We start from the raw sequence: 20562 nt of genomic DNA on the forward strand, positions 1-20562 counted from the left end.
CGAATTCTTTTTAATCGTTATCACCTTGATGAGTCGGCGGAGCACGCAAGGCAAGTGCAGCGAGAACTTCTGTTTTCAAAAGGAAAGCCACTTCACGGACGTCCGCATGAACGGCGCAAATCTCTTCTTTACGATCCGTCGTCGTTGTCGATTTACAAAGAGTCGGATTCATCGCTTCGACTTGTTCTAACAAAGATCCTTTGTCCTGCGCAGCTTGAAGTGAAGCGATCGCTTTATCCAATGCCAGAAGAACTTTTTCAGAAACGTCCGCGCGTCCTGATTGTGCCAGCAGATCATCAAAACCAAATCCAGGTTGTGCTGAGTAGCTGCCAGTAAAGATCGCTTTAAAACCTTTTAGCTGAGCTTCAGCGGCCGCTAAAGAAAGACCCGAATAGATATGCTCGACATCGCGAGGACACTTGTCTTCTGTGCAATCTTTATGGCGAGCCAAAGGACGACCTAGTTTCAAATCTTTGATTTTTTCAATATTGGCCAAAGCATCCGTCACGGCGTTGATAGATTCTTTCAATCCCGCGTAGCGAGAACCATCAATCAAAGCTTTGGTAAAGTTGCCACCTTGCAAAGACCAAGCGTTGTTCAAAGATTTAGCTTTTGTCTCTACATCTTTTGCCAACTCTTGTGCCCACCAGCAGCGATCCAGTTTCTTTTGCTGTTCCTCGCGAGCATTCCATTCTGCCATGGCAGGATTTGCTCTTGGGTTGCAAGTGGATTTCAACGACTTTTCAAAAAGCAGATATTCAATTGCTGCCAAACCACGAACGTTGAAAATCAAACCATCACTGCTGATAGCAGACTTTGAGTTTTCGTAGGCCTTTTTGTCGATGTCGCAAGTGTTGAGGTAAGGCCAAGAATAAAGGTAATCATTTAAAAAGCGTCCATTGTCCATCAAAGGACCAAAAGGTGCCGCTTGAACCGTGTGAAAGGAAAGCATGGCGCGTTCCCAATCCAATTGCACTTGCGTCTCTTCACGGCGAGCCAGGGAGCCGGTCGCCAAAGCTTCGCAATACAGGCGAAGTGAGCTGCGTAAAACAGGAACTTGCGTGTTAAAATCTTCTACTGCACGAGCAATAATGTTTGTGCCGATATTGATCAGCATTTTTTGTTCTGAAAATGCACCTTCATTTGGTTTTTGAAATTCACCAGGAAGTGATTCACCTTGGTTTTGTTGAGGCGTATTGTTACCGCCATTGCGAGCTGTTTTTTCGTTCTTAAAAAAGTCCGAACAAGAAGCCGTTAATAAACAGGTCACTAAAGCCAAAGACACCTTCAAAACCAGATTTTTCGCGTGCATAAGCCCTCACTTTCAGAAGGCTCTTTGTGCCTGAAAACCCCTCACTGTGACAAGTTTTCATGGCCTCGGGGGCATAGTTGAAAACTCATTGAGGATTGTTGAGAAAAAAGTGTGAAAATCGTCTCTGTGTGCTAACAAAAGGCATGTTTGAGCAGCCGGAAAATTGGACTCGTTTGCAAAAATTACTCTTTCAGTTTGATGAGCCCACATCACGGCTTTATCACGTCAATATTATTTCCAGTTTGCTTTTGGTTATCCTAGTTCTTTGGATCGTGGCTCGTCAGGAAAAAATGCCACTTAAGACGCTTTTAAGCCGTTGGATTTTGCGCAAAAAATATTGGTGGAATCACTCAACGAAACAAGATTATTTGATTTATTTCCTGAATGCTCTCTTTAAAAGCTTCCTCTTTGTACCGTTGTTTGAAGGAAGTTTTCATATTTCTCAGGCTGTGATTCGGTTTTTAGTGAAATTTAGCAGCGGCGATCTTTTAAATATTCCTGTAAGCAATGCGGGCTTGGTGCTTTTCACTTTGGCGGTTTTTATTTGGGATGATTTTTTGCGTTTCTTCCACCATTGGTTGATGCACAAAATCCCTTGGTTGTGGGAGTTTCATAAATTGCATCACAGTGCCCGGGTTTTAACTCCCGTGACTTTGTATCGCGCGCACCCTGTTGAATCCATCCTCGCAATTTTGCGAAATAGTTTAAGCTTAGGTGTTGCGATTGGCGTCTTTATTTTCTTATTTGGTTCAAGTTTCTCGCTTTGGACATTGTTAGGTATCAATGGCTTTGGTTTTATTTTTAATTTGGTCGGAGCCAACCTTCGCCACAGTCATATTCCTTTGAGCTTTGGTCCGTTTGAGAGATTTTTGATCAGTCCTATCCAGCATCAAGTGCATCACTCCAAAGACGTTCGCCATTACGATAAAAACTTTGGTGTCAGCCTTGCGATTTGGGATGGTTTGTTTGGATCTTTGGTTTTTTCTAAAGAGGTTTCAAAACTTCGTTTCGGTCTGAATGAAAGATTTCGAAAATCGTTGTGGGAGCATTACAAAGCGCCGTTTGTTACTTTAGGAAAGAGACTTTTAAGAAAGTAAATTAGCGGGAGGAAGTAAGACCTTCCTCCGCCGAAATTTAGAAATAATGCTTTAAACCCACAAGAACGCTGCGAGCCTTACCTGGACGAGCGCCATAAGGTTTCATTGAAACTAAATACTCACGATCCAAGATGTTATCGAGACGAGCATAGACGGAGCCTGCTTTGTCATATTGGTATTTTAAACTCCAATCGACAATCCCGTAAGCCGCAACCTCTTGTCTGTTCGTAGAAACAGACTCATTGTACATCTTGCCAGTCCAAGAAAGAACGACCTCTTGTGTGAATTTCTTGTATTGAGCACCCACACTTAAGCTGTATTGAGTTTCAGGAACATAGGGAAGCGGATCTCCGGAATGAATGGTGCCGTTGCCCCACACTTCATTGTTAGAGCTAAAATCGTTTTTAAACTCCGCTTTTGTGAACGTCGCGTTCACGCCTACAGGAATATAAACGGTTTTGTACTGAAATCCTTTTTGCACACGCGCTTCAAGGCCCGTGATCAAGGCTTTCCCGCCATCAAAGGTTTGATCTAAATCTCCGGTTGTACAACCGGAAGAAAAAGAACAAGTGTCTTTGATGTTTTGGTAGTCGTTCCAAAAACCAATGCCTTCTACGAAAAATTCCTGGTCAGCGTTGGAGTAACGGACTCCCGCTTCGTAGTTGATACTTTCTTCCGCTTTACTGCTCTGAGTTTGTCCCGGTCCTACGATAGAATATCCACGATTGATTCCCGCAAAGGCAGACCAGCGATCGGTGAATTGTTGAAGCACTCCCACACCTGGCACGAAGAAATTCTCAGAACCATTGGTTGTCGTGTTCGTCAAATCATTCTGTGCAGAATAATTCACAGTTTCAAAGCGACCTGTTGTCGTGATTTTAAGACCAGGAACAGCTTCCACCAGCATCTCATCACTCGCAGTCACAGCGACGGACTGAGTGGTGTCACGGTTTAAGTCTTTTTGTACAGCAGCTTCTCCCGTACTCACCAAATGGCTGTTCGTCATTGAGTAATAGCGTTTGATGTGGTCGCGGCGAATCTGATCATCATGCAGACGAAGACCTAAACTCACTTGATGAGTCCAAGTTCCCGCTGTGTGCGCAGAAAACGAACCAAATTGAATGCCCTGACTGTAAAAATATCTATTGTTATTTAAAACAGCGATGTCCGTCGCGTTACTTCCAGAAGAGGCGGAGTCCGCGTTGCCAGTCAGAATATCGTGATAAAGCTGATCTTGGGCTCCAGAGGGATTTAAAAGAACAGAATTGATTTTAATATTTCCATCTCTAAATCCATCAAAACGGCGCCAGTCACGGTGAAATTTGTTGTGATAGACTGTCGCCCAAACACCCCAGTTCTCTTGAACTTGAGCTTTGTAGGTCAGTTGATACTGCTCGTGCTGCCAATCCATCAAATCTTTTTCAGAAGCATTGTAACGACGGAACGGAGACGCATCGAAATCGTCCAACGAAAGTCCTAAATATGTTTCATCAGAAAGTTCATTGGCGTAGCCGACTTTCATTTGCAAGGAATGACGTTTGTCTCCATCAAGGTGGTATTCACCTTTAAGCAAGAAATCATTCTTAGAAAATCCTGTTTTATCGCCTGAATCCAGTTTTTTAAAACCATCTGTTTGCATGTGAGTGCCTTCAAGCATCACACCGCCTCGATCAAAAACGCGTGCAATATTGCCACGATATTTTTGGGTATTAAAAGTTCCCGCTGCCAATTCTACTTCATTCGCGTCGTTTTTAGGAATACTGCGAGTAATGTAATTGATCGCTCCACCAATGGAGTTCGGTCCATAGGGAACAGACGCCACACCTTTAAAGACTTCAAGCGATTCGATCTTACTCATAAAAGGAGTGTAATAGGCCGCTGGAGCTGAGTAGGGTGCGGGACCAATCAAAATTCCATCTTCTAAAATGACAATCTTTTTACTGCGATCCGGGTGAGTTCCGCGAAGACCGATATTGGGGCGTAAGCCAAAGCCATCTTCCTCGCGAACATAAACGCCAGGAACCTGTTTTAGCACACGGTTCACGTCGGATTGCTGTTGCAGTTCGAGCTTTTCTTTACTGATAAAATGCGCAGAACTCGGTTGGGTCAATTCTTCTTCAGAACTGCCGATCACCTTGACCGGACCGAGCTCAGACATTTTTGCTGAGACCTCAGAAACGTCTTCGGCCTGAGAGTTCAGGCCGAAGAAAGAAATTAAAATAAGAGTTTGAAAGAACTTATTCATGATTACTTATAGTCAAGTTCCTTGATGATACGTTGAGCTGCTGGAACTTGCTCACCGATCACAGACCAGTTTGTCGCGTCTGCTTTGAAAGTGCCCCAGTCTTTGATCAACGTGTTCGGAGTCACGCCCAAAGCAGCTGGATATTCCAAGTGGCTAGAAGACAAGTGAAGTTGCGCAGGTTCTTGCAACATCAAAGAAATGAATTCTTGCGCAAGAGCCGCTTTTTGTGAGTACTTCACAATGCCGATACCAGAACCATTGACGTGAACACCAGTTGTGTCTTGGTTCGCAAAAAGAGGTTTGATTGGGAAGTTAGGATTTTGTTGAACCATGCCTGCTAGGTAGTAAGTGTTTGCAATACCCACATCACAGATACCGTTTGCCATCGCTGTCATCATCGCTGTGTCATTTGGGAAAACATCAACGGCCAAATTATCAAGGATGCCTGACATGATGTTTTTTGCTTGCGCTTCACCTTTGTGGTGAACAAGGCTTGCAATCAATGCCACGTTGTAAGTGCCTTTAGAAGTTCTCATGCACACGCGACCGGCCCATTTAGCGTCAGCCAAGTCTTCATAGTTAGAAAGTTCAGAAGCTTTTACGCGAGAAGAATCGTAAACCAAAGTGCGTGCTCTGTAAGTCACAGCCACCCAGTGGTCATTTTGATCTTTCATTGCAGGAGCTACGCTTGATTTCACAGAAGCGTTTGTCAATGGCTGCAAAAGACCCTTGTTTGTAAGATCAGACAAGAAAACAAGATCTTTAGTGAAAATAAGATCCGCAGGAGTTGCCGCACCTTCTGTTTGAAGTTGCGCAAGAACGTCCGCATAAGCTTTTTCAACGATAACAACGTCAACGCCCTTTTCAGCTTTGAATTGATCTGCGAGAGGTTGAAGACGCGCTGTCGGGCGGTCTGTGTAAATAGTCAGTGTTTCCGCTTGAGCGGCCAAGGCAGAAACAGTCAAGAGAAGTGCTACGAGCAATTTCATCTAAAACTCCTTTTATTTGGTGAACCGCTGAGATATCCAATGTGGGAGGCGAGCACAATCTTTCTATGGTTTATGTGCGTAAATGAAAAAGCATTGAAGATGAAAGTGAATTGAGAATATGATGCCTAGAGGAGTTTTTATGAAGTCTGTAATAGTAATGTTTCTCTTTCTATCCTTAGGCGCCTATGCACGTTTGTCAGACGGAAAAGCTACACTTCAAGTTGAAAAAACGAAATTAGTGGGCCATGTGGCAACAGGCTTTCATTTTAATAAAGACGCGCCCGCAAGTATCGTCATTGCGGGGCAAGAAAGTGCGCCAATTAAAAAAGAAGAAAAAGAATTGATCTTCGATCTGAGCAAGGCCGAGGGCAAAGCTCTTCAAGTCAGTTTCTACGTTTGTGATGACAAAAAAACTGTCTGTGAAGAGCATAAATACGATTACATGTTAAAATCCGGTAAACTTACGGCGGACGCCGGCAGTGCTGTAGCGCCGACTGGCGCGGAAGCTGGAGCAGCTCCTCAAGAAAAAACCGTTAAATCAGATAAAGTGCATGTGAATTCTCATGGCTTTATTGAAAACAATATCGAGGCAGCTCTCGCGAAAGCCAACAAGGAGAAAAAACTGGTTTTGGTGGATTACGGTGCACCTTGGTGTCCTGCTTGCGTGCGTTTAGAAACGGAAGTGTTCGGCACCAAAGCCTTTAAAGGTGCGACTAAAAAACTTGTGAAGGTCGCTCTTAATTCTGATCTCGCAGTTAACAAGGCTTTCGGTGATAAATATAAAATCAAGGCTCTTCCAACACTTTTGATTTTGAATGCTCAAGGTGAAGAACTTTATCGCAGTCTTGATTTTAAGCCGGCTCAAACTCTTTCTAAAGAGCTGACGGCGGCTTTAAAGAAAACAACATCCTTGGTGGAACTTGAAAAACAAGCCGAAGCCGGTGATCGCACAGCACAAATGAAAATGGCCGAAAATGCTTTCAACAAGTTGGATATGGCAACGGCTGTGAAATGGTATGGGAAGCTGCAAGATAAATCGGCTTTTTATGCTTATGCAGAAATGGGCTTGTGGGCTGAAAAAAATGAAAATGATAAAAAGAACCGCGATGGCTACATTCAAGTTTTAAAGAAATGGATTGCACAAGATCCAAATTCTTACACGGCAGCCTCTGCACGCAATGATCTGGCGGCACTTTATACTGAAGATAAAAAAGCTCTGCCTGAAGACGTTAAGACAGAACTGAATAAAAACCTGGAACTTCTTCCGTCGATCGCAGGCTCAGCGCAAAAGTCTCATGACTTTTTCGTGGCTTGGAATGTTTCAGATCTAAAACCATTTGAACAAGAAGAAGTGATGTCGGTGTGGCTTTCATCTGCGAAAGCTCTCAAAAAGGATGACATCGCAAAACAAATCGTCACGCAGTTGCAAGATCTTCTAAAGAAAAAAGACTTAAGTGCAAAACGTCCTGGCGAAATTATGACAGGCCAATCGTATTTCAGAACTGCGGGATTGAAAGCGGAGGAAGAAGCTTGGCTTGTAAAGTTAGTGGAGGCGTATCCGGACACCTATGTTTACCATATGAGACTGGCGCGTTTTTACTCTCGAAACAAGGAACATGCGAAAGCTCTGCCAGAGGCGGCTAAAGCTGTTGAGCTGGGACCCGAGTGGCGTTTACAAAACTTACAACTTTTGGCGCAAACCCAAAAAGAGCTGAATCAAAAAGAAGAAGCTAAAAAATCCATTGAGCGCGCTCTTGCTTTGCCTGAAGCAAAGTTAGAAAGATATAAAAAGATTGCGCAATCGTTAGAGGAGTTAAAGAAAACTCTTTAAGACGGATTCACGATAGGCTCTGGTGACGGAGCCTCTTTGTTAAGACAAGCTTCAAGAAAGCTTTTCACAAGAGGTTCCGACGAAAGAAAGTGTTCTTCAAAGTCTTTATGAAATTCAGGATGCCATTGCACTCCGACAAAAAATCGATCTTGAGTGCTGCTAAAAGCTTCAATTAAGCCATCCGATGACGTCGCCTCCACTTGCAAACCATTTCCGAGCGTCTTAATTCCTTGATGGTGAATCGAAACGATTTCTCCTCCGTGGGAATACATTTTTGAAAGCTTCCCGTGAGGCGCAATCTCCACACTGTGAGTGAGGTGATCGTAAAGTTCCGCTTTATAATGCGCGACTTTGTCAGGTCTTTGTGTCGGCAGGTCTTGAAAAAGAGTTCCGCCTTTAAAAACATTCATCAGTTGAAAACCGCGACAAATTCCTAAGACGGGTTTATTTCTTTTCGCAAATGCTTTTAAAAGTTTCATTTCATAGCGATCGCGCACAGGATCCAGGCGTTGTTTTTCCATCGCAGGAATGGGCTCTTCACCATACAACGACGGAGAAATATCCACACCTCCTTGCAGAACCAAGCCGTCTAAGACATCGGCGTACTGATCGACGTTGAGATCTTCTTTATTTAAAAGCGAATCAGATTCCAAAGAAGGAACCATAAACACCAAGGCCCCGTGTTTAGAAATCAAATGAGCTAAGTTTTGTTCAAGGTACTGAATAGTTTTTCCGCGGGCTTCAAAGCCCTCAGGAGCTTCATGCAAAATACGTGGAGAAAGGCCAATCAAAAGAGGCTTGCTAGTTTCCATATTAAAATCTTGAACCTCAAAAAAAGCGCTGTCAAATTTCTTGGGGTTTTTTGACTTTAAGAAGCCTCATCAGCGTCTGAGCGTCTTCAGGAGCCCGGACTTTGATATCGTTGTCAAAATAGACATAGACGTCTCTTTGTCTTTTTTCGACAGGAAGATCGACAATATTCAAAGCATCTTTAGGAAGTTTTCCTTTAGACCAGATCTTAATTCGGTCAGCCCACCAGTTCAGAGTTTCAATGTCGTAGCCGCTTTTGTAGATCTCTTCATCGCCATGCAGACGTAAATATAAAAAATCAGCGGTGACATCTTCGATATAAGGCCATTTTCCAGCCGTGTCGGCAAAAACAATCGCGACGTTGTATTTACGAACAAGTTCAATAAAAAACGGATTCTCAAAGCTGTGATGACGGATTTCAATCGCGTGCCGCAATTCACGAGATTGCTTGCGAAGAGCCGCAGGATATTCCGGAGAAAAACGATCGGATTTGTCAGAAAGTTTCGCGGCCTCGGAAAACGTGCGCGGTAAAAGTTTAAAAAAAGTTTCTAAGCGTTCTTCGTTGTAAAGAAAGCTCGGCGGAAACTGCCATAGAAATGATCCCAGCTTGTGATCCAGATACAAAACACCGGACGCAAAGAAATTCGCCAAGGGCATTTCGATATCACGCAAACGACGAATGTGGGTGATGTACTGGGGACCCTTAACAGAAAAAACAAAATCGTTCGGAGTTTCTGAATGCCAACGCTGATACGATTCCGGTTTTTGATAGTGATAGAATGAGCCATTGATTTCGATGGAAGAAACCTGTCGGCTGGCATAGGCGAGTTCTTTTTTCTGGGGGAGATCTGCGGGATAAAAGATCTTTCTCCACGGAGGATAAAGCCAGCCTGAAATACCGATTCTAATGTCCATTTTTAAAAAGTAACTGATTTGAAAATAAAAAACCCGCAGAATGCTGCGGGTTTTTTATTTGTAAGAATGAAGTTACCAATTAGTAGTAACGAACAATTTCAAACGTAGCGCTGCAACCGCGATCAACCCAAAGACGATTGCCGTAAACGCCCGCTGTGCGTCCCCAGATGCAAGCATCGTAAGAGTGCTGAGCCCAAATGCGGATTTCAACAAGTCTGTAGTCGTTGAAGTAGCATTCGTTATAACGATAGTTATAAGACGTGCACGTCACGTGCTCATACACATAATTTGGTGGTGGTGGATACGGTGGATAACCTGGATTTGGACGTGGCTCTGGACGAGGATCGGGGCGCACAGGTCCCGGACCTGGATAAGGATCAGGGCGACCCGGAGGACGAGGTCCCGGTCTCACGTAAGAAGTGTCTGCATTACCCATGTTGTCATTGATGTCAGCTTGCGCCAATGGTGCCAAACCGCACACGATTAGCAAAGCCAAGAACATATTTTTCATTTTTCCCCCAAAGAAAAGTGTCAATGTGGCTCTTTTTTTATTTGTACCAAATATTGTGCACAAATGATGCCGAAAAAATCGGTGTCGTGAGGGAACCTGTTAAGAAATAAAAAAAGCTCAGGGGATTTCTCCGCTGAGCTTTTCAAAAAACATTTTATTTCAAGAACTACTTATTAAGTGGTTTTTGAATGATGTGAATCGCGTGACCCAAAGTCGCTTCTGCCGCTTCCATCATTGTTTCACCCAATGTTGGATGAGGGTGGATAGAAAGAGCAAGATCTTCAATGCGTGCACCCATTTCGATGGCAAGCACAGCTTCAGAGATCAAGTTGGAAGCTTCAGGACCCACGATGTGAACGCCCAACAAAACATGTGTTTTCTTGTCAGCGATCATTTTCACAAAACCATCAGTTTCCATCATGCTCACGGCACGGCCGTTGGCTGCAAATGGGAAGCGAGAAACCAAAAGATCTGTGTGACCTTTCGCTTTGGCTTCCGCTTCTGTCATACCTGCAGACGCAATTTCTGGGTCTGTGAAGACAACGGCAGGAACTGTTTTCGCATCGTAAACGCGGTTTTGGCCTGCGATCACCTCAGCCACAAGAACACCTTCATGAGACGCTTTGTGTGCAAGCATTGGTTGGCCTGCGATATCGCCGATAGCGAAAATGTTTTGAACATTCGTTCGGCGTTGAGCATCTACTTTTACGAAACCGCGCTCGTCAACAGCGATACCCGCTGCTTTCAAGTTCGCTTGGTCTCCGTTAGGACGACGTCCGACAGTCACAAGAATCTTGTCGCATTTAACGACTTCATCTTTACCGTTGATTTCAACAGTGACTTCGTAACCATCTTTCACTTTTTTCTGACCTTTGGCTTTTGCGCCGTACATGATGTTCACGCCAGCTTTGTTCAACTTACGAACAACGATCTGTGCGCAATCTGGATCAACAACGCCCGCAAGCAAAGAAGCCTGAGCTTCGATCACAGTCACTTCTGTGCCCAATTTTCTGAGATAAGAAGAAATCTCTAGACCGATGTAACCGCCACCAATAACAGCAACGCGTTTTGGAATTGTATCAAATGCCAAAGCGCCTGTTGATGAACAGATATCTTTTTCATCGAATTTGAAGCCAGGGATTTCAATAGGACGAGAACCTGTCGCCACGATGAAATACTTTGCTTGAACAGACTCTGTGCCAGCAGAAGATTTCACTGTGATTTCTTTAGAAGTTTTAAACTCCGCTTCGCCCTTAAGAACAGTGACACCATAACCTTTAAGAAGTTGGCTTACTCCGCCTGACATTTTGTCAGAGACAGATTGTTTCCACTTCACAAGCTGTTTCATATCAACGTCGATCCCGCCTTTGATATTCAAGCCCATTTCTTTGAAGCCATGTTGAGCTTTGTGCAAAAGGTGAGTCGCTGTGATCATCGCTTTAGAAGGAATACATCCCACGTTCAAGCACACGCCACCTAAGAATTCTCTTTCAACGACAGCTGTCTTAAATCCAAGTTGTGCAGAGCGGATGGCAGCAACATAACCGCCAGGACCCGCACCAATTACTACTACGTCAAAATTTTGCGCCATTAAATCAACTCCACCAACATTTTACCTGGGTTTTCAATACGAGCAATGAACGCTGCCAAGAAACGAGCTGCAACCGCGCCGTCGATCAAACGGTGGTCCGCTGTCATTGTGTAGTTCATCACTTTGATTGCTTTCAACTGGCCATCTTTGATAACCGGTTTTTCGTCGATCTTGTACATACCAAGAATCGCCACTTCAGGATGGTTGATCACTGGAGTTGCGTAAGTGCCACCGATAGAACCGATGTTCGTCACAGTGATAGTTGCACCCTTCATTTCATCTGGTTTCAACTTACCGTCACGCGCACGCTTAGAAAGATCCAAGATTTCCTTAGAAATTTCCAAGATAGATTTTTGGTCTGCATTCTTGATCACTGGCACAACAAGTCCGTTTGGAGTGTCTGCCGCGAAACCAAGATTGAAGTATTTTTTGTAAACGATCTCACCCGCCGCATCGTCGATAGAAGCGTTGAACATTGGGAATTCGCGGATGGTCGCGATCAAGGCTTTCATCACGATTGGAAGGTAGGTGATCTTCGTTCCGTGTTTCTCTGCGTGCTCTTTCAAAGATTCACGCATTGCCACCATCGCGTCCACTTTCGCTTCATCCATAATAGTGAAGTGAGGGATCACGTGTTTAGAACGTTGCATATTTTCAGCAATCTTTTTACGGATACCAACAAGAGGCACACGCTCTTCAGCCGCGCCTGCAGGTCCTTGATAAGAAGGCTTAGGAATAGACATGCCCGGAGCCGCTGGAGCTTTTGCAGATACAGGAGCTGCGCCACCTTTAGCAGACAACACATCTTCACGAGTCACGCGACCCGCAAGACCTGAACCGCCAAGAGAGTTGATATCAACACCCATTTCACGCGCCAAACGACGAGTGGCTGGTGTTGCCAATACTTTTGAATCAGCGACAGGCGGAAAGATTCCACCCGTTGCTACAGTCGCAGCAGATGCCGCTTGAACTGGAGCAGAGTGAGCTGCTGCAAAGTTTGCATGAGCAGAAGCAGGAACTTCACGTTGAGCGCCTGCTGGAGCTTGAGGAGCTGGAGCTGCCGCGCCTGCGCCGCCTTCAAGAGTGATCATTGTTGAACCAACTTTAACAACTTCGCCAGATTTGAATTTCAAATCTTTAACTACTCCAGCTACTGGAGTTGGAACTTCGACAGTTGCTTTGTCAGTCAAAACTTCTGCAATCGCTTGATCCGCTTTTACAGAGTCGCCTGGTTTTACCAACCATTTAACAAGTTCACCTTCAGTGACACCTTCTCCCAATTCTGGAAGTTTAATATCTTGAACTTTACCACCACCAGTTGCAGGCGCTGCTGCTTGAGGAGCAGATGCTGTAGGAGCTGCTGCTCCAGCTTTCGCGCCTGTCGGCGCTACAGCACTGCCGGCGTCCGCCGCGAGTGTAATCATCGTTGCTCCGACTTTCACAACATCACCAGATTTGAATTTTAAATCTTTAACCACGCCAGCGACTGGAGACGGAACCTCAACAGTTGCTTTGTCAGTCAATACTTCAGCGATAGGTTGATCTGCTTTTACAGAGTCACCTGGTTTTACCAACCATTTTACCAATTCACCTTCTGTAACACCTTCGCCAAGTTCGGGCAGTTTTACGTCAGTTGCCATGTTGAGAAAGTCCTTTCTGCATTTAGATATCTAAAAAACGTTATTTAATTCTTTATTCAATTCCGCCGCTCTTCGCTTTTCGATGATTCCCTTCATAAAGAATTCACCGGCACGGTAAGAGCTGCGCACCAACGGACCTGAAGCTACATACAAGTAACCCATGTCCTCGGCTACCTTTTGCCACTCTTGGAATTTTTCCGGAGTGACGTAATCCACTACTTTGAGATGTCTTGGTGTCGGTTGCAAGTATTGACCAAAAGTCACCACATCGCAGCCAACTCCACGAAGATCCTTCAGCGTTTGCAGAATTTCTTCGTCAGTTTCTCCAAGACCCAGCATGATGGAAGATTTCGTGTAGCGAGTCGCATCGCGCTCTTTCACCATCTCCAAAACACGCAAGCTTTGACGGTAGCCCGCTCGCGGGTCCCGCACCTTCGGTGTTAAGCGCTCAACAGTTTCTACGTTGTGCGCATACACATCAGGTTTTGCGTCCGTCAATTGGTTCACAAGGTTTTGATCGCCGCGGAAATCTCCCGCTAAAATTTCTACGATCAAATTCGGTGCGAGTTTTTTCAACGTCGTCACCGTGCGCGAGAAATGCTCAGCCCCTTGATCTGGCAAGTCGTCTCTGTCGACCGTCGTGATAACGATGTACTCAAGACTCATTTGCGAAACCGAGTAGGCCACCTTTTCAGGTTCAAAAGGATCTAAAACTCCTTTTGGATTTCCGGTCTTCACATTGCAGAAGCGACAACCGCGAGTGCAAACCTCGCCCATAATCATGATTGTTGCCGTTCCGCCAGACCAACATTCGCCAATGTTTGGGCAGCGCGCTTCCTGACAAACGGTGGCCAGTTTCAAATCGCTCATCATCTCCTTGATGCGTGTGTAATTTTCGCCGGAAGGCGCACGCACTTTGAGCCACGAAGGCTTCGGAGTAATTGGCTTTTTGACCGTCATAGTTTGTCCTTTATGAACACTCCCTTCTAGTCCCGTCATAGAGCATTTGCACTTAATTACGCCATGCATTAACGCGAAGAAATGCACGGGGTTTTTGCATTATTCGGGGTTCCAAGGAAAGCCGTCGACAAAAATGCCGGAAAAAGACTAATTTGAGAGTGAAATTAAGGCCTTCGAAGGGACTCCTATGAAATTTACTCGCAAGTTACAAGAAGGAATCTTCCTGCAACGCTATAAACGCTTCTTTGCCGACATTGAGTGGCAAGGGCAAAAAATTACAGCCCATTTGCCGAACACGGGGAGTCTGAAGAGTGTGAACAACCCTGGTCAGCACTGCCTGTTCTCTGAAAGTGACAATCCGGAACGTAAGCTTAAGTTCACATTGGAGATGATCAAGTCTCCGGCGGGAGCGTGGGTTGGAGTGAACACAGCGACACCGAATATTATTATGCGTGAAACCTTAGAGCGTGTCGTCGGTCATCCCGAAATCGTCGGCACGTTTGCACATTGGGCTCATTATGACGAAGCCAAAGCCGAATACAAAATCAATGGCGAAACCCGTTTGGATTTCGTTCTAAAAAAGAAGGGGAGCGACAAATATCACCACATCGAAGTGAAGAACGTCACTTTGAATGAAGATGGTGTGGCTAAATTTCCTGATGCGGTTTCAGAGCGTGGGCAAAAACATTTGCGTGAGTTGATGTCGTTGCTTGATCAAGGTCACACCGCCGAATTGGTTTTTACAGTTCAACGTCATGACTGTGGAAGCTTTGCTCCGGCAGACCATATTGATCCTGATTACGGAAAATTATTGCGCGAGGCTTATCATAAAGGCGTTAAAATTTCGCCTTTGCTGGTAGATCTCAGTCCCGAATCGGTGGAGTTGTCTGAAACTCTTTTACCTCTGAAATTTTAATAGAAGGGCTGCATCGGCAGCCCTTTATTTTTAGTGATGAGCGATATTGGAGAGAGTCTCGTGAGTGATTTGGGCGTCGTGCCCCTTGTTGGCCAAATCGCCTAAGCTCACCATGCCTACCAGGCGTTTGTTTCTATCAACTACAGGCAAACGGCGGTGCTGACGTCCCGACATTTTTTTACTGACTTCTGCAATGTCGTCGTCGTCATAGCAGTAATTAATTCCTTCACTCATCACTTCTTGAACTTTTGTTTTTTTCGGATCTTTACCTTTGGCCACTACGCGAATCGCGATATCGCGGTCTGTGAGCATACCGATCATTTTATCGTCTTTCTCAACCGGAATAGAACCGCAGTCCTCTTGTTCCATCAACCGCGCGGCTTCATCCACAGTGTGAGAAAAATTAATCACCTTTGCTTTAGGATGCATGATTTCTCGAACGATCATAGGGAATCTCCTTTTTGAAAAAAGAATAAGTCTGTTTCCCTCCGAAAGATTCGTTTATTTGAGGTCTTTGTTAAGTGTCTAAAAACCTCACACTTTCCCTCTGAAAACGTGTCGAGAATTCAGTCGTTTCCAAAAAGTTTTAAGTTTTAAAAATGAACAGCCGATTTGCTCTGTGTAACCACATGGAGGATTGGCACGATGTCTTTCTCACCTACAAAAGTCTTGTTCGCAACAGCCATGATGCTCGCTCTTTCTGCCTGCGGTCCTGGCATTCCTGTTTTGCCGGATGATCCAAACAATGAACCAACCGCTTCAGCACCGAATGACACTAACAACGCAGAAGGTTCCACGGATATTCCATCGACGACTGCGGAAGTTCCGGTTGTGAAACCGCCGACGACAGCGGATGCGCGCGAAGAAATTTTAAAACTTTATGATTACGTCGATCCGACGCATATTGTACCGACGCAGAAGCTGGAAGATGCCATCGTTTATTTTCATAAAAATAAAGCATCCTTTAAAAATCAGTCAGTGATTTCAGTGATTGATTTTAGTCAGAAGTCGACGCAGAAGCGCTGGTACTTCATCAACATGAGCACGGGGAGTGTGTGGAATATTCACGTCGCTCACGGTAAAGGCTCTGACAGCAATCACGATGGATTTGCAGAGAAGTTTAGTAATGTCTCCGGTTCCAACGCGAGTTCTTTGGGTTTTTATAAAACGGCTGAGACTTATCAAGGAAGCAACGGTTATTCGTTGAAACTCGATGGACTTTCTTCGACAAATTCAAATGCGCGCCCGCGGGCGATTGTCGTGCACGGTGCGTCGTATGTGCAAGACTCCGCAGTAATTCAAGGTCGTAGTTGGGGATGCCCTGCCGTTTCAACAACGAATCGTGATAAAGTGATCAATATGATCAAAGGCGGAAGCCTTATTTACGCCGCAAACTAGTCTACCGGATTTTCGGCGACTCCCGAAATACCAACAAGACGCTTGCCGGGATCTCGGCAGGCGCCGTTTCATCTCAAAATAAAGCTGTTTTCAGAGGGAAAAATCTTGGCATTGCCTGTGCTTTTAAGACTGTCATCACGTTGATCTGCAACGATCGACAAAAACTAGGAGACAGTTATGAGAGCATATTATCAAGGTTACGTAGGTCGTCACAACAGCCGCATTTCCAACAATCCAAACACTGTGAAAGAGACTTTGAAAAACATTCTGCCCCTTGGCGGATTGATGGAAAGAGATTGCGTTGATTATTTGCCTTCAGTTGTGAATGGATTTTTCCCTCATCCTGTAGGCATGAAAGCTTTGGATTTGGGCGCGGGTCACGGTGTCGCCGCAATGGCTTTGGCTGAACTTGGCTTTCAAGTCGCAGCGTTTGACATGCATCGCAGTTCGGTTTCCATCGTGCAAAAATTCGCCTTGAAACAAGAGCTGAATATCTCTTTCGGCATGGGTGGAATCCTGCAAGTGGAGCAACTCAATCAAAAGTTTGATTTGATTCATGACTATGATTGTTTGACACAAATCACTTGTTCAGCAAAACGTGCACACTTTTTGAATGCTGTCAGAAATTCTCTGGCGACAAATGGAAAGTTCGTTTTGAAGACAGCGGCTTTGAGCGCAGGTTTCAGTCCGGAAGACAGTTTCGAATCTATTTTTTTGGATGAGAACTACACATTGTGGAGACAAACTCCCGAGTGTGACGTGGAGGGAGTTGTAGAAAAAGGCGGAAAATTCTGGACAGCACAAAAACGTGTGGCTCCTGTAGAAATGATTCGCCAAGAACTCAAAGACGCGGGCCTTGAAATCGTGATGGAGGAAATCGAAACTCCTCGCGGAAATCATCCTGCGATTCTAAGACTTGTTTTGACTAGCGCCCTTGGGCGCTAGTTTTTCTTTGCGAGATATTTATGAAACACCTTCTTTTTCTTTTATCACTTCTAAGTTTGCTCGGTTGCGGTTCTTCTTCTCACCATGTACCCCTCCCGAAAAAAGCGCAGTTCGCATATATCTTAAATAGTGGTGACGATACGATCAGCCAATACAAAGTCTCTTTATCCGGAGAGTTAATTCCTTTGGCGACAGGAACGGTGGCAACGGGTGCTTTTCCGGCCTCAATGGTGATGGATGGGAACCAAAAATATCTCTACGTTGCAAATTCTAACGACGATACGATTTCACAATTTGTTATTGGCAGTGATGGTGCTTTGACGGCGTTGGGATCTCCCGTCGCGACAGGTTCAACGCCCCAAGGATTGAGTGTTTCGTCAGACGGTCGCTTTCTTTATGCAATGAATTTGTCGGGTGAAAGTATCACTCAGTATGCGATTGGTACTGGTGGTGAACTCAGTCTTGTAGCAACAAAGTCCCACGCAGAAGGCCCGATGAATTTAACTTTTTCTCCGTCAGGAAAGTTTGCTTACGTTGTGAATGGTGACACCAGCATTTCGCAATTTTCTGTGGCTTTAAATGGAACTCTTGCGCCTTTGACTCCCGCAACGATGGCCTCGTCGGGATGTCCTTCAGGTCCATTGGGTGCGACACAGACAGTGGCGGGTGAATTTATTTATGTTTTAAGCTGCTTCACGGAAGAAGTAGAGGTTTTTTTTATCGGAGCGAACGGCGGTCTCACTTCTCAGGAAATCGTGAAGACGGGACTAAGCCCTCAAGGAATGATTGTCGCTGGAAAAAATCTTTATGTCGCAAATTCTGGTGAAGGCACGCTTTCAATGTTTGCAATCCAGACGAATGGAAAACTGGCGGCACTGGCTCAACCAACAGTGAGCGCTTCGTATGCACCTGAAACTTTGGCTGCGGATGACGTTTCAGCATACGTAATCGATTTTATGGACGGCAAGGTTCAGCAATACACGGTGAATGCAAACGGAGAGCTGACAGTTTCAGCTCATTCCGCGGTGGCAACAGGTGCAAATCCTATTCGAATTTTACTAAAGTATTAAACTAGAGCAGGCGAAGCTGTTCGCCGACGAGTTTTTTAAGATTCTCAACGTAACCCACATACTCTTCCATATCCAGGCGCTCATCTTCATGAACGTGGGCGTTTGTTGCATTGTATGGAGTCAATTCAATCACGTCCGCATGAGAAGAAATCGCAGAGAAGTTGTGCTCTTCAAGAGTCGACATCAAAGCATCTAAATCATGGTCGTCTTCCGGATATTGAAGACCGCGCATATCACAAAGAGCTTTCAAATATTTCTCGCAAGCTTGTGCCAAGTTGTAGCCGACAAGTTCGTGCTGCTTTTCATCGTGAAGATGTTTTTTCGCGAGATCGAGATCGTCTTGAGCTTTGAGGATAAGTGATTTTGCATGTGCGCTCATAGTGATCTCCTTGATGAGAAGGTTATGAAATCACTTTAAGCGGACTTGGTCTAGTTGGCAAAAAAAAACAGATAGTTAAGAAAAACAAAAATCCCAGGATGGGATTTTTGCGCGCCAGCCCCGAAGGGGTTTTGGGCAGGAGCCCAAAACAAAGCCCCCGGTTTTTGCCGAGGGCTTCGTAAGTTATTTTCTTTTAAGAAAACTTCTTATTTTCCACCTTTAAGGTGACGTTCGATGATTTCTTTGAATTCAGAGAACGGATAAGCACCACGAAGAGAAACACCGTTGATCAAGAAACCAGGTGTTCCAGAGAAGTCGAATTTACGAGCTTCAGCCATGTCCGCTTCGATACGCTTAGTGATCGCTTCGCTGTTCAAGTCTTTTTCAACTTTTTTAACGTCCGCGCCTACTTTTTTAGCAGTCTCTTTCAAGAAAGCTTCTTTTTTGCTGCGAAGTTCGCCTTGGTTTTCGAATACGATGTTGTAGAACTTTTCAGCTTTTGCATGGTCTTGCATTGCAATGGCTTCGAAGTATCTAGCCGCAGGCATTGCCATTGGGTGGAAATCCAAAGGAAGGTGTTTGTAAACAACACGTACGTCTTTTGGATAAGCTTTCATAACTTCATCAACTGTCGCGTGACCTTTAGCGCAGTAGGGGCACTCGAAGTCAGAGTATTCGATGATAGTGATTTTAGCGTCTTTAGGTCCGAAGATAACGCGGCCGTCTTCAACAACAGCTTGCAATGGTTTTGCGAACTCTTCGTCACGCTTTTTACCTTCTTCTGCAACTGCTTTTTCTTGAGCTTTACGTTGAGCATTTTGAGCGGCTTTGTTGACCACTTCAATGAATTGCTCTGGATCTTTTTCGATAGCTACGAAAACGATGCTTGGATCTTTTTCAACAGCTTCTTTGAGTTGTTTTGCTGATGGAGCACAATTCACTAAAGAGAGTGATGTGACAACCGCGAGTGCGCTAATTCCAAAAAACTTAAGTGCTTTCAATGTTTCCTCCGAGATGGATGATTAAAGTTTTAAGCCCTTTTATTTGACATTATTTTCAGTTTAGAGGGAAGGAAAAAATCCCGGTCCAAAGTCCGGCTCATTCTGGCCTTGAATCACTCTGGCAGGTCTTTAAACTTATGTTTATGAAAAAAGCAAATTTCCTTTTAACAATGTTCACCTTTGTATTTTGCATGCAAGCCCAAGCAGGTTTGCTCTTTAACTACTCTCAACTGGCACTGAAAGATTTGGATCAAATGAACAAACTGGTCAGTGACAAAGTGAAAGAATCTAAAAAGACGGGGAGCGGTAAAGCGGTGCCACTGAAAGAAGCACTGCAGGCTGTCTATTCGCGTCCGAACGATGATGACATGATTGAAAAAATTGTTGCTCCGTTGCGTAGCAATTTAGATGAATTGGAGTCCTGGGAAAAAACTGTCAGTCAATTAACTGACGAAGCAATCAATGCTTTGAAAAATCCTCGGGCTTTTAAACCGGTCGTGCAAGTGACCTATGTCATCTTCTTGGAAAATTTGATGGCAGAGATCAAGCCCTATCTGAAACAAGAAGGCTTCGAGAAGAAGATTGTCGAACGCATTCGTGATGCGAAGATCGAAGTTTCCAAAGAAGCCGCGAACGAACGCAAGTTGCGCATGATGAAGGACACGGGTTCTCCGTCGCAAATCGCAGAAAAAATCTTGAATCAAAGTAATGAAAAGCCTGCAACAGACACTTCGGCCGCTGCGGCTTCGTCTGAAAGTTCGTCAGAAATCGAAAAATAATTGCCGCTTTCGGCAGTTTTTTCCCTCGACCGGACTGGTCGTGAGTCCTTTTCGACTCTCGACCAGCGTCAAACGATAGATCTCCTCAACTCTCGAAAAATCGCCTCAAATTGACTCAAGTTCTAGTGAACTCCTACCGATAAAAACAACATGGAGAGGGCTGGATGCCCCGA

The 20562-nt window shown here is 44.8% G+C and carries 19 protein-coding genes; 7 read left to right on the forward strand and 12 right to left on the reverse strand.

Features of this window, described 5'->3' with window-relative positions; translation table 11 throughout:
- Positions 1-10: 10 nt before the first annotated feature.
- A complete protein-coding gene (locus tag AAAA78_RS03675; RefSeq protein ID WP_340590359.1) occupies positions 11-1312 on the reverse strand; it encodes an imelysin family protein in 1302 nt (433 codons plus the stop codon).
- Between the two features lie 143 nt (positions 1313-1455).
- Here AAAA78_RS03675 and AAAA78_RS03680 point away from each other — a divergent pair, with 143 nt between their 5' ends.
- Entirely contained in the window at positions 1456-2409 is a 954-nt protein-coding gene (locus AAAA78_RS03680; protein WP_340590361.1) for a sterol desaturase family protein, read from the forward strand.
- A gap of 37 nt (positions 2410-2446) precedes the next feature.
- On the opposite strand, the gene AAAA78_RS03685 is transcribed toward AAAA78_RS03680, so the two are convergent.
- Together AAAA78_RS03685 and AAAA78_RS03690 are read right to left on the reverse strand one after the other, a co-directional pair.
- Entirely contained in the window at positions 2447-4654 is a 2208-nt protein-coding gene (locus tag AAAA78_RS03685; RefSeq protein WP_340590362.1) for a TonB-dependent receptor family protein, read from the reverse strand.
- Positions 4655-4656: 2 nt separating this feature from the next.
- Positions 4657-5643 carry an extracellular solute-binding protein gene (locus AAAA78_RS03690; protein ID WP_340590364.1) on the reverse strand — a complete coding sequence of 329 codons (987 nt, stop codon included), beginning with the start codon at positions 5641-5643 and terminating at the stop codon, positions 4657-4659.
- 139 nt (positions 5644-5782) lie between these two features.
- Here AAAA78_RS03690 and AAAA78_RS03695 point away from each other — a divergent pair, with 139 nt between their 5' ends.
- Positions 5783-7474: a thioredoxin family protein gene (locus tag AAAA78_RS03695; RefSeq protein WP_340590366.1), complete on the forward strand. Its 1692-nt coding sequence runs from the start codon at positions 5783-5785 to the stop codon at positions 7472-7474.
- Here the strand turns inward: AAAA78_RS03695 and AAAA78_RS03700 are convergent.
- The 6 genes from AAAA78_RS03700 to lipA form a co-directional block, all read right to left on the reverse strand.
- Positions 7471-8286, reverse strand: a complete 816-nt coding sequence (locus AAAA78_RS03700; RefSeq protein ID WP_340590368.1) for a gamma-glutamyl-gamma-aminobutyrate hydrolase family protein — start codon at positions 8284-8286, stop codon at positions 7471-7473. The genes AAAA78_RS03695 and AAAA78_RS03700 overlap by 4 nt on opposite strands.
- A 31-nt stretch (positions 8287-8317) precedes the next feature.
- Positions 8318-9199: a DUF72 domain-containing protein gene (locus tag AAAA78_RS03705; protein ID WP_340590370.1), complete on the reverse strand. Its 882-nt coding sequence runs from the start codon at positions 9197-9199 to the stop codon at positions 8318-8320.
- Between the two features lie 79 nt (positions 9200-9278).
- Positions 9279-9710 (reverse strand): DUF3011 domain-containing protein, encoded by a 432-nt coding sequence (locus AAAA78_RS03710; protein WP_340590372.1) that lies wholly within the window; start codon positions 9708-9710, stop codon positions 9279-9281.
- Between the two features lie 166 nt (positions 9711-9876).
- Complete coding sequence (lpdA, locus tag AAAA78_RS03715) at positions 9877-11301, reverse strand: dihydrolipoyl dehydrogenase (protein ID WP_340590374.1); 1425 nt, start codon at positions 11299-11301, stop codon at positions 9877-9879.
- Positions 11301-12941 (reverse strand): dihydrolipoyllysine-residue acetyltransferase, encoded by a 1641-nt coding sequence (locus tag AAAA78_RS03720; protein ID WP_340590376.1) that lies wholly within the window; start codon positions 12939-12941, stop codon positions 11301-11303. Before AAAA78_RS03720 ends, lpdA begins: the two co-directional genes overlap by 1 nt.
- Before the next feature lie 30 nt (positions 12942-12971).
- The gene (lipA, locus tag AAAA78_RS03725) at positions 12972-13901 is read right to left on the reverse strand and encodes a lipoyl synthase (protein ID WP_340590378.1); all 930 of its coding nucleotides are present in this window, start codon (positions 13899-13901) and stop codon (positions 12972-12974) included.
- 187 nt (positions 13902-14088) lie between these two features.
- On the opposite strand from lipA, the gene sfsA reads away from it, so the two are divergent.
- Entirely contained in the window at positions 14089-14817 is a 729-nt protein-coding gene (sfsA, locus tag AAAA78_RS03730) for a DNA/RNA nuclease SfsA (protein ID WP_340590381.1), read from the forward strand.
- 30 nt (positions 14818-14847) lie between these two features.
- Here sfsA and AAAA78_RS03735 read toward each other — a convergent pair whose 3' ends face one another.
- A complete protein-coding gene (locus tag AAAA78_RS03735) occupies positions 14848-15264 on the reverse strand; it encodes a CBS domain-containing protein (protein WP_340590383.1) in 417 nt (138 codons plus the stop codon).
- Positions 15265-15462: 198 nt separating this feature from the next.
- Here AAAA78_RS03735 and AAAA78_RS03740 point away from each other — a divergent pair, with 198 nt between their 5' ends.
- The 3 genes from AAAA78_RS03740 to AAAA78_RS03750 all read left to right on the forward strand — a co-directional run bounded on the left by AAAA78_RS03740 (position 15463) and on the right by AAAA78_RS03750 (position 18230).
- Positions 15463-16215 (forward strand): murein L,D-transpeptidase catalytic domain family protein, encoded by a 753-nt coding sequence (locus AAAA78_RS03740; RefSeq protein WP_340590385.1) that lies wholly within the window; start codon positions 15463-15465, stop codon positions 16213-16215.
- A 177-nt stretch (positions 16216-16392) separates the two neighbouring features.
- Positions 16393-17160 (forward strand): class I SAM-dependent methyltransferase, encoded by a 768-nt coding sequence (locus tag AAAA78_RS03745; RefSeq protein ID WP_340590387.1) that lies wholly within the window; start codon positions 16393-16395, stop codon positions 17158-17160.
- Between the two features lie 20 nt (positions 17161-17180).
- Positions 17181-18230, forward strand: a complete 1050-nt coding sequence (locus tag AAAA78_RS03750) for a lactonase family protein (RefSeq protein WP_340590389.1) — start codon at positions 17181-17183, stop codon at positions 18228-18230.
- A 1-nt stretch (position 18231) separates the two neighbouring features.
- Here AAAA78_RS03750 and AAAA78_RS03755 read toward each other — a convergent pair whose 3' ends face one another.
- Entirely contained in the window at positions 18232-18609 is a 378-nt protein-coding gene (locus tag AAAA78_RS03755; RefSeq protein WP_340590391.1) for a HEPN domain-containing protein, read from the reverse strand.
- 206 nt (positions 18610-18815) lie between these two features.
- The gene (locus AAAA78_RS03760) at positions 18816-19610 is read right to left on the reverse strand and encodes a DsbA family protein (RefSeq protein WP_340590393.1); all 795 of its coding nucleotides are present in this window, start codon (positions 19608-19610) and stop codon (positions 18816-18818) included.
- A 143-nt stretch (positions 19611-19753) separates the two neighbouring features.
- On the opposite strand from AAAA78_RS03760, the gene AAAA78_RS03765 reads away from it, so the two are divergent.
- The gene (locus AAAA78_RS03765; protein WP_340590394.1) at positions 19754-20389 is read left to right on the forward strand and encodes a hypothetical protein; all 636 of its coding nucleotides are present in this window, start codon (positions 19754-19756) and stop codon (positions 20387-20389) included.
- Positions 20390-20562 lie beyond the last annotated feature (173 nt).

The organism is Bdellovibrio sp. BCCA, assembly GCF_037996825.1.
Classification (GTDB): Bacteria; Bdellovibrionota; Bdellovibrionia; order Bdellovibrionales; family Bdellovibrionaceae; genus Bdellovibrio.